This is a genomic window from Paragemmobacter ruber (assembly GCF_009908315.1).
GTDB lineage: Bacteria > Pseudomonadota > Alphaproteobacteria > Rhodobacterales > Rhodobacteraceae > Paragemmobacter > Paragemmobacter ruber.
The window spans coordinates 454,076-466,626 of the sequence record NZ_JAAATW010000002.1 but is presented as its reverse complement, the minus strand read 5'-3'; the positions used below and the strand labels follow the sequence as shown (position 1 = coordinate 466,626).

14 protein-coding genes and 1 tRNA gene are annotated in these 12,551 nt (G+C 67.4%); 10 read left to right on the top strand and 5 right to left on the bottom strand.

The genetic code is table 11. The annotated features are described in order from the left end of the window. The first annotated feature begins 8 nt into the window (after positions 1–8). The 7 genes from GU920_RS10645 (at position 9) to GU920_RS10615 (ending at position 6,700) form a co-directional block, all read left to right on the top strand. A complete protein-coding gene (locus GU920_RS10645; RefSeq protein WP_161766995.1) occupies positions 9–683 on the top strand; it encodes a haloacid dehalogenase type II in 675 nt (224 codons plus the stop codon). Further along, positions 680–1,507 (top strand): alpha/beta fold hydrolase, encoded by an 828-nt coding sequence (locus tag GU920_RS10640; protein WP_161766994.1) that lies wholly within the window; start codon positions 680–682, stop codon positions 1,505–1,507. The genes GU920_RS10645 and GU920_RS10640 overlap by 4 nt, the downstream gene beginning before the upstream one ends. After that, positions 1,504–2,475: a threonine ammonia-lyase gene (locus tag GU920_RS10635; RefSeq protein WP_161766993.1), complete on the top strand. Its 972-nt coding sequence runs from the start codon at positions 1,504–1,506 to the stop codon at positions 2,473–2,475. Before GU920_RS10640 ends, GU920_RS10635 begins: the two co-directional genes overlap by 4 nt. Before the next feature lie 68 nt (positions 2,476–2,543). Then, a complete protein-coding gene (gene pcaD, locus GU920_RS10630; protein ID WP_161766992.1) occupies positions 2,544–3,332 on the top strand; it encodes a 3-oxoadipate enol-lactonase in 789 nt (262 codons plus the stop codon). Beyond that, positions 3,325–4,053: an alpha/beta fold hydrolase gene (locus GU920_RS10625; RefSeq protein WP_161766991.1), complete on the top strand. Its 729-nt coding sequence runs from the start codon at positions 3,325–3,327 to the stop codon at positions 4,051–4,053. Before pcaD ends, GU920_RS10625 begins: the two co-directional genes overlap by 8 nt. 56 nt (positions 4,054–4,109) lie before the next feature. Continuing rightward, positions 4,110–5,321: a TCR/Tet family MFS transporter gene (locus GU920_RS10620; RefSeq protein WP_161766990.1), complete on the top strand. Its 1,212-nt coding sequence runs from the start codon at positions 4,110–4,112 to the stop codon at positions 5,319–5,321. 131 nt (positions 5,322–5,452) lie between these two features. Continuing rightward, on the top strand, positions 5,453–6,700 hold the full coding sequence (locus GU920_RS10615; RefSeq protein WP_161766989.1) for a mandelate racemase/muconate lactonizing enzyme family protein: 1,248 nt from the start codon (positions 5,453–5,455) through the stop codon (positions 6,698–6,700). A 36-nt stretch (positions 6,701–6,736) separates the two neighbouring features. Here GU920_RS10615 and GU920_RS10610 read toward each other — a convergent pair whose 3' ends face one another. After that, complete coding sequence (locus tag GU920_RS10610; protein ID WP_161766988.1) at positions 6,737–7,312, bottom strand: GNAT family N-acetyltransferase; 576 nt, start codon at positions 7,310–7,312, stop codon at positions 6,737–6,739. Positions 7,313–7,447: 135 nt separating this feature from the next. Here GU920_RS10610 and GU920_RS10605 point away from each other — a divergent pair, with 135 nt between their 5' ends. Both GU920_RS10605 and GU920_RS10600 read left to right on the top strand, forming a co-directional pair. After that, entirely contained in the window at positions 7,448–7,804 is a 357-nt protein-coding gene (locus GU920_RS10605) for a cupin domain-containing protein (protein WP_235933226.1), read from the top strand. 101 nt (positions 7,805–7,905) lie between these two features. After that, positions 7,906–8,259, top strand: coding sequence for a hypothetical protein (locus GU920_RS10600; RefSeq protein WP_161766987.1), 354 nt, complete (start codon positions 7,906–7,908; stop codon positions 8,257–8,259). Between the two features lie 171 nt (positions 8,260–8,430). Here the strand turns inward: GU920_RS10600 and GU920_RS10595 are convergent. The 3 genes from GU920_RS10595 to GU920_RS10585 form a co-directional block, all read right to left on the bottom strand. Beyond that, positions 8,431–8,507: transfer RNA gene (locus GU920_RS10595), tRNA-Arg, on the bottom strand. A gap of 59 nt (positions 8,508–8,566) precedes the next feature. Beyond that, entirely contained in the window at positions 8,567–9,028 is a 462-nt protein-coding gene (locus GU920_RS10590; protein WP_161766986.1) for a GNAT family N-acetyltransferase, read from the bottom strand. Between the two features lie 13 nt (positions 9,029–9,041). Continuing rightward, positions 9,042–9,353 carry an ETC complex I subunit gene (locus GU920_RS10585; RefSeq protein WP_161766985.1) on the bottom strand — a complete coding sequence of 104 codons (312 nt, stop codon included), beginning with the start codon at positions 9,351–9,353 and terminating at the stop codon, positions 9,042–9,044. 390 nt (positions 9,354–9,743) lie between these two features. Between GU920_RS10585 and uvrB the strand changes: the two genes are divergently transcribed. Continuing rightward, the gene (uvrB, locus tag GU920_RS10580) at positions 9,744–11,921 is read left to right on the top strand and encodes an excinuclease ABC subunit UvrB (RefSeq protein ID WP_161766984.1); all 2,178 of its coding nucleotides are present in this window, start codon (positions 9,744–9,746) and stop codon (positions 11,919–11,921) included. Here the strand turns inward: uvrB and GU920_RS10575 are convergent. Then, a complete protein-coding gene (locus GU920_RS10575; protein ID WP_161766983.1) occupies positions 11,918–12,514 on the bottom strand; it encodes an NYN domain-containing protein in 597 nt (198 codons plus the stop codon). The two genes, uvrB and GU920_RS10575, sit on opposite strands and share 4 nt — an antisense overlap. Positions 12,515–12,551: the final 37 nt, after the last annotated feature.

Below are 12,551 nucleotides of genomic sequence, written 5' to 3'. Positions count from 1 at the left end.
GGGATCACATGTCCATCACGACACTGGTGTTCGATGCCTATGGCACGCTTTTCGACATTGCCGCCCCGGCCCGGCGCGCCGCCGCCGCGCATCCGGCGCTTGCCCCGCTCTGGCCACGCCTCGCCGAAGACTGGCGCCGAAAGCAGCTCGAATACACATGGCTGCGCACGATCACCGGCGCCTATGCCGATTTCGCGCAAGTGACGGCCGAGGCGCTGGATTGGGCCCTGCAGGCCCATGCCGTGGCCGACCCGGGCCTGCGGCGCGACCTGCTCGCGCTCTATGACGCGCTCGACCCCTTCCCCGAAGCGCCCGACACCCTGCGCAACCTGCGCGCCACAGGCCTGCGCCTTGCGATCCTGTCGAACGGCACGCCCGCCATGTTGGCCTCCGCGCAGGCCGCCGCGGGCCTGACCGGCCTCTTCGATGCCACCCTCTCCGTCGATCCCCTGCGCCTCTACAAACCCCATGCCCGCGTCTACGCGCTGGTCGAGGCGGCAACCGGCGCCCGCCCGCAGGATGTGCTCTTCGTCTCTTCCAACGGCTGGGATATCGCGGGCGCCGCCCGCTTCGGCTTCCGCACGGCCTGGGTCAATCGCGCAGGCCTGCCGCAGGACCGCCTGCCCCAGCGCCCGCAGCACGAAATCCCCGACCTAACCCACCTGCCCCGGCTGATCGCATGACGCATACCTTCACCGCCCCCGATGGCGCCCGCCTCGCCTATAGCGATGAAGGCGCGGGCCTGCCGCTCCTCTGCCTGCCCGGCCTCACCCGCACCATGGCCGATTTCGATTATCTCCGCCCCCATCTGCCGCCCCTCCGCCTGATCCGCATGGATTACCGCGGGCGCGGGCAAAGCCAGTGGACCGGCGCCGCCACCTACACCGTCCCGCAAGAGGCGCAGGATGCGCTGGCCCTTCTCGATCATCTGGGGGTGGATCGCGCCGCCATCCTCGGCACCTCGCGCGGCGGGCTGATCGCCCTCCTCCTTGCCGCCATCGCCAAGCCCCGCCTGATCGGCATCGCGCTGAATGACATCGGCCCCGAAATCCACCGCCCCGGCCTGACGCGCATCTTCGACTATGTGGGTCGCAACCCCGCCGCCAAGACGCATCAGGCCCTCGCCGCCGCCCTTCCCGGGGCCATGCCGGGCTTTGCCAATGTCCCGCCCGAACGCTGGCTGGCCGAGGCGCGGCTGCACACCACCGCCACCGGGACGGGGCTGAAGATCACCTACGATCCCGCCCTGCGCGACGCCTTCCTCGCCGCCTTCGACGGCCCGCCCGCCGATCTCTGGCCGCTGTTCGATGCCTGCGCAGGCCTGCCCCTCGCCCTGATCCGGGGCGCGAATTCCGATCTTCTCACCGCCGAGACGGCGCAGGAAATGCGCCGCCGCCGCCCCGACCTCATCTTCGCCGAGGTGCCCGACCGCGCCCATATCCCCTTCCTCGACGAAGCCGAAAGCCTTGCCGCCCTCCACGCCTTCCTGAAAGCCTGCCGCGCATGACCGATGTGACGATGATCGAGGCCGCCGCCGCCCGCCTGTCGGGCCATGCCCGCGTGACGCCCCTGCTGAACGCACTGCTCCTTGATGCCGCCGCGGGCCGCCGCATCTTCGTCAAGGCCGAATCCCTGCAACTGACCGGGTCGTTCAAGTTTCGCGGCGGCTGGTCCGCCATCTCGGCCATGGACCCCGCCACCCGCGCCCGGGGCGTGATGGCCTATTCCTCGGGCAACCATGCGCAGGGCGTGGCGCTGGCCGCACAGGCCCACGGCATCCCCGCCGTGATCCTGATGCCGTCGGACGCGCCACAGGTAAAGATCGCCAACACCCGCGCCTATGGCGCCGAAGTCATCCTCTATGACCGCGCGACCGAGGATCGCGATACCCTCGGCGCCCGGCTGACCGCCGACCGCGGCCTGACGCTGATCAAACCCTTCGACGATCCGCAGGTCATCGCGGGCCAAGGCACCATCGGGCTGGAACTGGCCGAACAGGCGGCGGCCCTCGGCATCACCCGAGCCCCCGTCCTCACCTGCTGCGGCGGGGGTGGCCTGTCGGCCGGGATCGCGCTCGCCCTGCAGGCACGCGCCCCGGGGCTGACCGTGCGCCCCGTCGAACCCGCAGGCTTCGACGACATGGCGCGCTCGCTCGCCTCCGGCCAGGCCGAACGCAACGCCCAGACCACCGGCTCGATCTGCGACGCGATCCTCACGCCGCAGCCCGGCGCCCTTACCCTGCCCGTCCTGCAACGCCTCGCAGGCCCCGGCCTGACCGCCACCGATGATCAGGCCCTGCGCGCCATGGCGCTGGCCTTCACCCATCTGCGCCTCGTCCTCGAACCGGGCGGCGCCATCGCGCTGGCCGCCGCGATCCATCACGCCGATCTGCCCGACACCGTGATCTGCACCGCCTCCGGCGGCAATGTGGATGCCGCGATCTTCCGAATGGCGCTTGATCGGCACGCCCCCTGACTGCCTTTTTCGAACCAGAACCCTCGCCCCCACCGCGACAGACACGCAAAGAGTTTCCCCTTTCAAACATGGCCCCTGTCTTCTTTCCCGATCTCCGGCTCAACGCCGATCTCTCCGGCCCCAAGGACGGCCCGCCCCTCGTGCTGATCCACGCGCTCGGCACCAGCGGCGCGATCTGGGATGACCTGATCCCCCTCCTGCCGCCGTCCTTGCGCATCCTGCGCGTCGATCTGCGCGGCCACGGCGCCTCAGACGTCCCCGCCGCCCCCTATGCCATGGGCGCGCTGATCCGCGACACCGAACGCCTTATGGATCACTTCGCGCTCAAGGAGGCCGTCCTCCTCGGCCTGTCCATCGGCGGGCTGATCGCCCAAGGCCTCGCCGTCAAACGGCTCGACCTCGTCCGCGCAATGATCCTGTCCAACACCGCCGCCCGGATCGGGCGGCCAGAACACTGGGCCGACCGCATCGCCACGGTGCGCGCAGGCGGCATGGCGGCCCTCCATGATCCCACGATGGAACGCTGGCTCGGCCGGAACTGGCGCAGCGCCCCGGCCCTGCCGCGCCTGTCCTCCCTGTTCCTGAACACCGATCCCGAAGGCTGGTGCGGCTGCGCCGCCGCCATCGCCGGCACCGACCTGTACGAGACGACCGCCACCCTCACCCTGCCCACCCTCGCCATCGCAGGGGCCAATGACGGCTCCACCCCGCCCGATCTGATCCGCGAAACCGCCGATCTGATCCGTGGCCACCACTTCGCCCTGATCCGCGGCGCAGGCCATATCCCCCCCGTGGAAAAGCCCGCCGAATACGCCGCCATCATCACCCAGTTCCTCACCGGGATCGGCCATGTCTGACATCCTGCTCATCCACGGCGCGGCCCATGGCGCATGGTGCTGGCACCGCGTCCTGCCCGCGCTGGCCGCCCTCGGCCACCGCGCCCGCGCCATCGACCTGCCGGGGAACGGCGCCGACCGCACCCCCGCCGCCGATGTCACGCTCGACCTCTACGCCCGCGCCATCCTCGCTGCGACGACCGGCCCCACGATCCTTGTGGGCCACAGCATGGGCGGCTTTCCCATCACCGCCGCCGCGCAGGCCGCCCCCGACCGAATCGCCGCGCTGGTCTACCTCTGCGCCTACCTCCCCCAGCCCGGCCAGACGCTGGCCCAGATGCGCAAGGCCGGCCCCAGCCAGCCCCTCGCGGGCGCCTTCCGCATCGACGCGACGCGCACCACCTTCACCTTCGATCCCGATCTCGCGCCCGCGCTCTTCTACCACGACTGCCCGCCCGAAGACGTGGCACTGGCCCGCGCCCGCCTCTGCCCCCAGCCGATCCTCCCGCAGGAAACCCCGCTCCCCGACACCGCGCGCGCCGAAAGCCGCCCCCGCTTCTACATCCGCTGCACCGAAGACCGCGCCATCCCCCCCGCCTATCAGGCGACCATGGCCGCCGCCCTGCCCGCCGCCCGGATCCACGCGCTGCCCACCTCGCACTCGCCCTTCTTTGCGGCCCCCGACGCGCTGGCCCGGATGATCGACGAAATCGCGCATCACCCCTCTGTCAACCAAAGCTGACACAGGCTAGCCTGCCCCGGCGCCCCACATCCCCCCGGGCGCCACAGGGACGCCCGATGTCAGACCGCCGCGAAAAACTCGCCCTCGCCTTCATCCTGATCACCATCACCATCGACGCCATCGGCATCGGCCTGATCTTCCCGGTGATGCCCGACCTGATCGAAAGCGTGACCGGCGGCTCGCTCTCGCAGGCCGCCCTTTGGGGCGGGGTCCTGTCCACCTCCTACGCGGTGATGCAGTTCCTCTTCGGCCCCGTCATCGGCTCGCTCTCCGATCGCTACGGGCGGCGGCCCATCCTGTTGATCTCGCTCCTCGTGATGGCGCTCGATTACCTCGTCATGGCGATGGCACCCACGATCTGGCTCCTCCTGATCGCGCGCATCGTGGCGGGCATCACGGCGGCCACCTATTCCACCGCCACCGCCTATATCGCCGACATCACGCCGCCCGAACGGCGCGGCGCGCGCTTCGGCCTGATCGGCGCCTGCTTCGGGGTAGGCTTCGTCGCAGGCCCGCTGGTGGGCGGCCTCCTCGCCGCCATCGACCTGCACGCCCCCTTCTACGCCGCCGCCGCGCTGGCGCTGGCCAACATGATCTTCGGCTGGTTCGTCCTGCCCGAAACCGTGACCGATGCCACCCGCCGCCCCTTCAGCCTCGCCCGCGCCAACCCGCTGGGCGCGCTGCGGGCCGTGTCGAAACTGCCGGGCCTGAAACGGGTGCTCACCTGCTTCCTCATCCTCGGCATCGCGATGAACGTCTATCCCGCGATCTGGGCCTATTACGGACAGGCCCGCTTCGGCTGGGACAGCACGATGGTGGGCGTCTCGCTCGCGCTCTACGGGATCAGCTTCGCCGCCGGTCAGGCCCTGCTGGTGGGTCCGCTCATCAAGCGCTTCGGCGAACATCGCGCGGTGCATTACGGCATGTGGGTGGATGTCACGACGCTGGCCGCCCTCGGCCTTGTCACCCAGGGCGCGCACGCCCTGATCATCACGCCCCTCACCGCGCTGGGCGGTGTCGTCACCCCGGCCCTGCAGGCGCTGGCCAGCCGCGCCGCCCCCGCCGATGCACAAGGCGAACTCCAGGGAGTCCTCGCCTCGCTCAACGCCATCGCGATGATCACCTCTCCCCTCCTGATGACCACCACCTTCGCCTATTTCACCACTCCCGGCGCGCCCGTCTTCTCACCCGGCGCGCCCTTCCTCTTTGCCTCCACCTTGATGCTCCTCTGCCTGATCCTGCACGTCACAGGCAAAGCCAAGGCCTGAAACCGTCACGATCAGGTCGCAAACCCCCGCGCCCCCTGCCTCTGCCCCCTTCATCTTGGCGAAAATACCCTGCGGGGGTCTGGGGGTGCAAAACCCCCAGTCCAACCGCTCCACAAGACGGGAGGCCAACCATGAAGCTCAAGGATCTCGAAATCTTCGTCGTGGCCCCGCCCTTCCCGGGCTGGGGCGGGCGCTACTGGATCTTCCCCAAACTCACCACCGACACTGGCATCGTGGGTTACGGCGAATGTTACGCCTCCACCGTCGGCCCCACCGCGATGAAGGCGGTGATCGAGGATGTGTTCTCCCGCCACATGCAGGGCGAAAATCCCGAAAACATCGAACTGATGTTCCGCCGCGCCTATTCCGCAGGCTTCACCCAACGCCCCGATCCCACCGTGATGGGCGCCTTCGCAGGGCTGGAGATCGCCTGCTGGGATATCCTCGGCAAGGCGCTGAACCGCCCCGTCTATGCGCTTCTGGGCGGCAAGATGAACGACCGCATCCGCAGCTATACCTATCTCTACCCCGAACCGGGCAAGGAGAGCGCCGAATTCTGGGTGGACCCGGACGCCGCCGCCGAGGCCGCGCTGCGCTTCGTGAACATGGGCTTCACGGCGGTGAAGTTCGATCCCGCCGGCCCCTACACCATCCGCGGCGGCCATGAACCCGCCATGTCCGACATCAGCCGCTCTGTCGCCTTCTGCAAGGCGATCCGCGAGGCGGTTGGGGATCGCGCTGACCTGCTCTTCGGCACCCATGGCCAGTTCACCACCCCGGGCGCCATCCGCATGGGGCGCGAACTCGAACCCTACAACCCGCTCTGGTACGAAGAGCCGATCCCCCCCGACAACCTCCTGGAATTCGCCGAGGTGGCAAAATCCGTGCGCGTGCCACTGGCCACCGGCGAACGCCTGACCACCAAATACGAATTCGGCACGCTCCTGCGCGCGGGCGGGGTCAAGATCCTGCAACCGGCGCTGGGCCGCGTGGGCGGCATATGGGAGGCGAAGAAAATCGCCGCCATGGCTGAGATTTTCAACGCCGAGATGGCGCCGCATCTCTACGCAGGCCCGGTGGAATGGGCGGCAAACGTGCATTTCGCGGCCTCCATCCCCAACCTCCTGATCGCCGAGACGATCGAAACCGGCGGCACCTTCCACCTGAAACTCATCCGCAACTCGATCAAATGGGAAGACGGCTACATCCTGCCGCCCGAAGCCCCCGGTCTGGGGATCGAGTTTGACGAGGACGTCGCCCGCGCCCACCCCTTCACCGGCACGGGCCTGCACCTGCAGATGCAGGAGGCACCCTGCGACTATCGCCACGGCAACCGCTTCGAAGGCGGCGCCCCCTCGACCCTGCCGCACAAGACCTGACCGCGCGCGGGGGGCATCCGCCCCCCGCGACCCCCCTCAGATCTCCTTGACGAACAGGATCCACTCATCTGCCGCCACTGCCCAGTCGTCCTTGACGACCGGGCGCCGTGCGACCTCGCGGTAGCCCTTCGCCTGATAGAGCCGCAGCGCATCCAGATGCGTATCCGCCGCGATCAGACTGACCGTCCGGCGCCCGATCCCGCGCGTCACCTCTTCGGCCTTGGCCAGAAGGGCCGACCCGCAGCCCCGCCCCCGGAACGCCGCATAGGTCGCCAGCACGTTCAGATACCACGACCCCGGCGCCAGCGCCTCCAATTCCAGAAGCGGCATGAAGATCGGCGGGGTATCCGGGTCTATCGGCGCAGGCGCATCCTCCGCCGGATAGCCCAAAAGACAGGCCGCCACCGCGCCATCCACCTCGGCCAGCCAGGCGTTGCGATAGGAAAACCCCCCCGTCTCGCGCGCCGCCCGCTCGTGCCCATAGGCCCAGGGGTCACCCTCCGGCCCGACCGACCGCTTCCAGAAATGCAGCGGTAGATCATCTGCCGCCATATTGATGAACCGCACCAGATGCTCCGCATCCGCCGCCACCGCCTGCCGCATCGCCACCATGCGCCCACTCCCTTTCGCCTATACCCCTGACTTACCCGACAGACCGCCCCGCACAACCCCCATCCCCCCGCATCCCGCTTGCCAGCCCCCCGGCCAACCCCTACCAAGGTCAAAACCCACATCAGGAGCGCCCCGATGCCCGCCGACATGGTCTTCCGCTTCCCGCCCCCCGGCCCCGAACCCCTGACCACCGATCTCGACGGCTGGGTAAAGGTCGAAGGCCACCCCAGCATGAAGACATGGGTGCAGCACACCTCGCTCGACGGCAGCGTCATCAGCGGCACGTGGGAGGCGACGCCCGGCACATGGCACGCCACCTACAAATTCTATGAATTCGTCCACCTGATCGACGGCCAGATCACCATCACCCCCGACGGCGCCGCCCCCGTCACCCTGCACCCCGGCGACGGTTTCGTGGTCGAACCGGGCTTCGCCGGGACATGGAAGATCGAAAAGCCGGTGCGCAAGCATTTCTGCATCAAGCTGAAGTGACACCAGTCACAGGCGCGGGAACAACGGGCCACAACCGCAGAGGCAGGATGGGACGGACTGAGACAAGACGCGCAACTGCGGCCGCTCTGGCCATTGGCGCAATGACAGGCACGGTCGTCGCTGGTGATGCAGTCAACAAAGCCGTCGGAACCTGCCTGATCCTGATAGAGGCAGATCAGGAAGAGACGGCCCACCGAAGAAAGTGCACAATCGGAGACCAGATCTCTCTGGTGACCGACCTGATCCATGTGAAGGTGACGTTTCTGGAGCCCGACGCCGAGATAGAGGTTTTGAACCCCGGCTACGTCTTCTTCGACGAAAGATCCATGAACCGAAGCGTAACGCAGGCGCAGAAGTTACCCCTCGCCGTTTATGATCTCAACGCGCCGGACTACGTGTCTGGAGCGCTCAACAGGGCCGTAGCGACCATCTCTGTCCTGTTTGTCGAGGAGTAGGTCCGACTTCCGTCCGCAGGGGCGCCACAGCACCTTCGCGCCCGCACAGGCCGCTTGGCTCGCCCATGGCGCACCGTCCAGTCGCCCCGCAGGAACCCTACACCGGGCCGACATCCGATCCAGTGTCTGACCACCGCGCCGTGCGGGCAGCCTGCGATAACGCACACAGTCTGGCGATCCCGGGAGGACTCGAACCCCCGACCCGCCGCTTAGAAGGCGGCTGCTCTATCCAGCTGAGCTACGGGACCGTTGCCCCCTTTTGGCCGAGCTTGCCCCGTCAGGCAAGACGTCACAGCGCGCAACGCGCCTAGAGCATCCGCGTCATGAAGACGGAATTGGGATCCTCCCAATACCCTTCAAAGGGCGCACATTCCACGAACCCCGCCTTGGCATAAAGCGCGCGCGCCGCGATGAAGGTGGGCTGCACCCCCGTCTCAAGGCTCAGGCGGCGATAGCCCATCACCCGCGCCTCATCCATCAGATGGTCCAGCATCCGGCGCGACAGGCCGCGCCCCCGCACCTCGGCCAGCACATGCATCGACTTGATCTCGGCATGGCCCGCGTCGATCCGCTTGAACGCGCCCATCCCCACCGGCATCCCCACATCGCGCATCACGAAAAAACGCACCTCCGGGATCGCCAAGGCAGAGGCATCCATCATGTGGATCGATTCGGGCGGCGTGTCGGCATGCATATCCGCCGTGTGCCGTTCGAACAGCAGCCGCAGGTCCGCCCCTGTCGGGCTTTCCTCGGTGATGGTCACATCCATCTGCGGCCTGCCGTCAATGCGTCCATGCCCCGCGCCGGTCGGTCGCGAAATTCTCGCCGTAGCCGCGCGGGCGGATGACCTGCTTGCGCGCCTTGGGCTCCACCACGTCATAGGCGATCCCCTTCGCCGTGGCATAGGCCACTGCCGCCTCGCGCGTCTCGAACCGCAGCTTCACCTGCGCCTGCGTGTCGGTGGATGACGTCCATCCCATCAGCGGGTCCACCTCGCGGGCCGAGGCGGGGGCAAATTCCAGCACCCACCCCTTGGCCTTGGCCGTGCCGGACTGCATGGCGGTGCGAGCGGGCTGATAGATGCGGGCGCGCATGGCTGATCTCCTGTAACTGCAGGGGTGTTTTGGCGAAATTGCGCGCGCGACGCAAGCGGCAGGTTGTCCCGCAGGCGCGCGGCCTTGATCGCCTTCGCATCAAAACTGCCGGCCGGTCACGGGGAGTGTGGGTGGGGTGTGGTGCGACCGGCCGACAGCCCTGCTGCTCGCCTCATCATCTTCGCGCAAAGACGCGGGCCTTGCAACCAAAGGATGCACGGTTCTCCGAAAAACCCCATAAAATTGATCCCGCTTTCTTCACGCTTGCGAAACTAATCGGCAGCACCGGGCCGGGATGCCTTGCAGGGGAACAAAAACGGATCAAATCTGCGCTCTGGCCCGGTTCCCGCCGAACCCGATTCCCCGGCCCCAACCCGCGGAGTGATGAAGATGCCCCACAACAACACCAACGCCCTGACCGACCGCCCCGAGGTGCTGACCCGGCCCAAGCTGGAAGGCGGCCGCCGCTTCGTCTTGAACACGCCCTTCCAACCGGCGGGCGACCAGCCCACCGCGATTGCCGAACTGTCCTCGGGCGTCCTGTCGGGCGAACGCGATCAGGTGCTCTTGGGCGCCACCGGCACGGGCAAGACCTTCACCATGGCCAAGATCATCGAAGAAACCCAGCGCCCGGCCATCATCCTTGCGCCCAACAAGACGCTTGCCGCGCAATTATACGGGGAATTCAAGGGCTTCTTCCCCGACAACGCGGTGGAATACTTCGTTTCCTACTACGACTACTACCAGCCCGAGGCCTATGTCCCGCGCTCCGACACCTATATCGAGAAGGAATCCCAGATCAACGAACAGATCGACCGGATGCGCCACTCGGCCACCCGGGCGCTTCTGGAACGCGATGACGTGATCATCGTGGCCTCCGTCTCCTGCATCTACGGCATCGGCTCGGTGGAAACCTATTCCGCCATGACGCAGGACCTTGTCACCGGCCAAATGTATGACCAGCGCCAGATCATGGCCGAACTCGTGGCCCAGCAATACCGCCGCAACGATCAGGCCTTCGCCCGCGGCTCCTTCCGCGTGCGCGGCGACAGTCTCGAGGTCTGGCCCGCCCACCTTGAAGACCGGGCCTGGCGCTTCTCCTTCTTCGGCGAAGAGCTTGAGGCCATCACCGAATTCGACCCCCTCACCGGCGCCAAGACCGACACGTTCAAACAGATCCGCATCTACGCCAACAGCCACTACGTCACGCCCCGCCCCACGATCCAGCAGGCCATCAAGGGCATCAAGGGCGAGCTTGCCCTGCGGCTCGACCAATTGGTGAAGGAAGGCAAACTGCTCGAGGCGCAGCGCCTGGAACAGCGCACCCAATTCGATCTCGAAATGCTCGAAGCGACGGGGTCCTGCAACGGGATCGAAAACTACTCCCGCTACCTCACGGGTCGCGCGCCGGGCGAACCGCCGCCCACGCTGTTCGAATTCATCCCCGACAATGCCATCGTCTTCGCCGATGAATCCCACGTCTCCGTTCCCCAGATCGGCGGCATGTATCGCGGCGACTACCGGCGCAAGTTCACGCTGGCCGAACACGGCTTCCGCCTGCCCTCCTGCATGGACAACCGCCCCCTGAAATTCGAGGAATGGGATGCCATGCGCCCCCAATCCATCTTCGTCTCGGCCACGCCCGCGAAATGGGAACTGGAACAGGCGGGCGGCGTCTTCACCGAACAGGTCATCCGCCCCACCGGCCTGATCGACCCCGAGGTGGAGATCCGCCCCGTCGAGATGCAGGTGGATGACCTCCTCTCCGAAATCCGCATCGTGGCGCAGAAAGGCCTGCGCGTGCTCGTCACCACCCTGACCAAGCGGATGGCCGAAGACCTGACCGAATACTTCCACGAACAGGGCATCCGCATCCGCTACATGCACAGCGATATCGACACGATCGAACGCATCGAAATCCTGCGCGACCTGCGGCTGGGCGCCTTCGATGTGCTGGTGGGCATCAACCTCTTGCGCGAAGGGCTCGACATTCCCGAATGTGGCCTTGTCGCCATCCTCGACGCCGACAAGGAAGGCTTCCTGCGCTCGGAAACCTCGCTCATCCAGACCATCGGCCGCGCCGCGCGCAACGCCGAGGGCCGCGTCATCATGTATGCCGACCGCATCACCGGCAGCATGGAACGCGCCATGGCCGAAACCAACCGCCGCCGCGAAAAGCAGATCGCCTACAACACGCTGCACGGCATCACGCCCCAGACCGTCAAGAAGAACGTCGATGACGTGCTGGCGGGCCTCTGGCAGGGCGATACCGACATGGCCCGCGTCACGGCCAAGGTGGAAAAACCCATGGTCGGTTCCAACCTCGCCGCCCATCTCGATGCCCTGCGCGCCCAGATGCGCAAGGCGGCCGAGAACCTCGAATTCGAGGAAGCCGCAAGGTTGCGGGATGAGGTAAAGCGTCTGGAGGCCGTCGAACTCGCCATCGCCGACGATCCCCTCGCCCGCCAATCCGCGGTGGAAGAGGCGGCCGAAGCCGCGGTCAAGGCCTCCGGCCGCTCCACCGCCGGCCGCGCCGGCCAGCGCGGCGGCAACAAGCGGCGGCGCTAGGCGGCGGGGGCGGCCTGAGGCCAGTCGATACGCGCGGTGCCGCCCTCGACGCGCCCCCGCAGCAAAACGCCCGGTTCGGTCACACTGGGGAAGTGCTGCGCCCAGTCGCGGTAGCGGTCGTTAGTGATGACCCCGGTCTGCAAGGCCACCGCATCGCGCAGGATCAGGGGGTCGGCAGGCGTTCCCTTTGGCGCGACCCGTACCTGTTCCTGCGCCAAGCCAAGCGCGCGCGACAGGGCCGTTTCGTTCATGTAGCGCCCGGCCAGCTCATAGCCCGCATTTGCATCGAACCACAAAAGCGGTGTCAGGCCCACACGCTGCACCTCGCCCAGCACGGCGGACAGGGCCGCCATGGACGGGCGACCCTCTTCCCAATGCATCACGTTGGACCCGTCGATCACCACCCAAGACCGCGCCCGCCGCGCCGCCCGAACCCGCCGCACCCGGATCGCGGCGCGCAACAGCAGCAAAAGCGACACCACCGCCGCCCCTGTCGCGGCAAGGAACCTGTCCTCCAGCGCGCCGCCCTCGGGGGGAAGAAAGGCCGCCATCGCGGCAAGGCTGGCCAAGGTGAAAATGATCGGGATCAGCATTGCAAGCCACGGAAATCAAAACCTAATCCGTGTCGCA

Bases quoted from the DNA above. Each gene is read 5' to 3' on its own strand.
- GU920_RS10585 (WP_161766985.1), bottom strand. From the start codon at position 9,353: ATGCGCGCCCGCATCTATCAGCCCGCTCGCACCGCCATGCAGTCCGGC.
- GU920_RS10640 (WP_161766994.1), top strand. From the start codon at position 680: ATGACGCATACCTTCACCGCCCCCGATGGCGCCCGCCTCGCCTATAGC.
- GU920_RS10605 (WP_235933226.1), top strand. From the start codon at position 7,448: ATGCCCGCCGACATGGTCTTCCGCTTCCCGCCCCCCGGCCCCGAACCC.
- uvrB (WP_161766984.1), top strand. From the start codon at position 9,744: ATGCCCCACAACAACACCAACGCCCTGACCGACCGCCCCGAGGTGCTG.
- GU920_RS10590 (WP_161766986.1), bottom strand. From the start codon at position 9,028: ATGGATGTGACCATCACCGAGGAAAGCCCGACAGGGGCGGACCTGCGG.
- GU920_RS10615 (WP_161766989.1), top strand. From the start codon at position 5,453: ATGAAGCTCAAGGATCTCGAAATCTTCGTCGTGGCCCCGCCCTTCCCG.
- GU920_RS10620 (WP_161766990.1), top strand. From the start codon at position 4,110: ATGTCAGACCGCCGCGAAAAACTCGCCCTCGCCTTCATCCTGATCACC.
- GU920_RS10635 (WP_161766993.1), top strand. From the start codon at position 1,504: ATGACCGATGTGACGATGATCGAGGCCGCCGCCGCCCGCCTGTCGGGC.
- GU920_RS10600 (WP_161766987.1), top strand. From the start codon at position 7,906: ATGACAGGCACGGTCGTCGCTGGTGATGCAGTCAACAAAGCCGTCGGA.
- GU920_RS10575 (WP_161766983.1), bottom strand. From the start codon at position 12,514: ATGCTGATCCCGATCATTTTCACCTTGGCCAGCCTTGCCGCGATGGCG.
- GU920_RS10610 (WP_161766988.1), bottom strand. From the start codon at position 7,312: ATGGTGGCGATGCGGCAGGCGGTGGCGGCGGATGCGGAGCATCTGGTG.
- pcaD (WP_161766992.1), top strand. From the start codon at position 2,544: ATGGCCCCTGTCTTCTTTCCCGATCTCCGGCTCAACGCCGATCTCTCC.
- GU920_RS10645 (WP_161766995.1), top strand. From the start codon at position 9: ATGTCCATCACGACACTGGTGTTCGATGCCTATGGCACGCTTTTCGAC.
- GU920_RS10625 (WP_161766991.1), top strand. From the start codon at position 3,325: ATGTCTGACATCCTGCTCATCCACGGCGCGGCCCATGGCGCATGGTGC.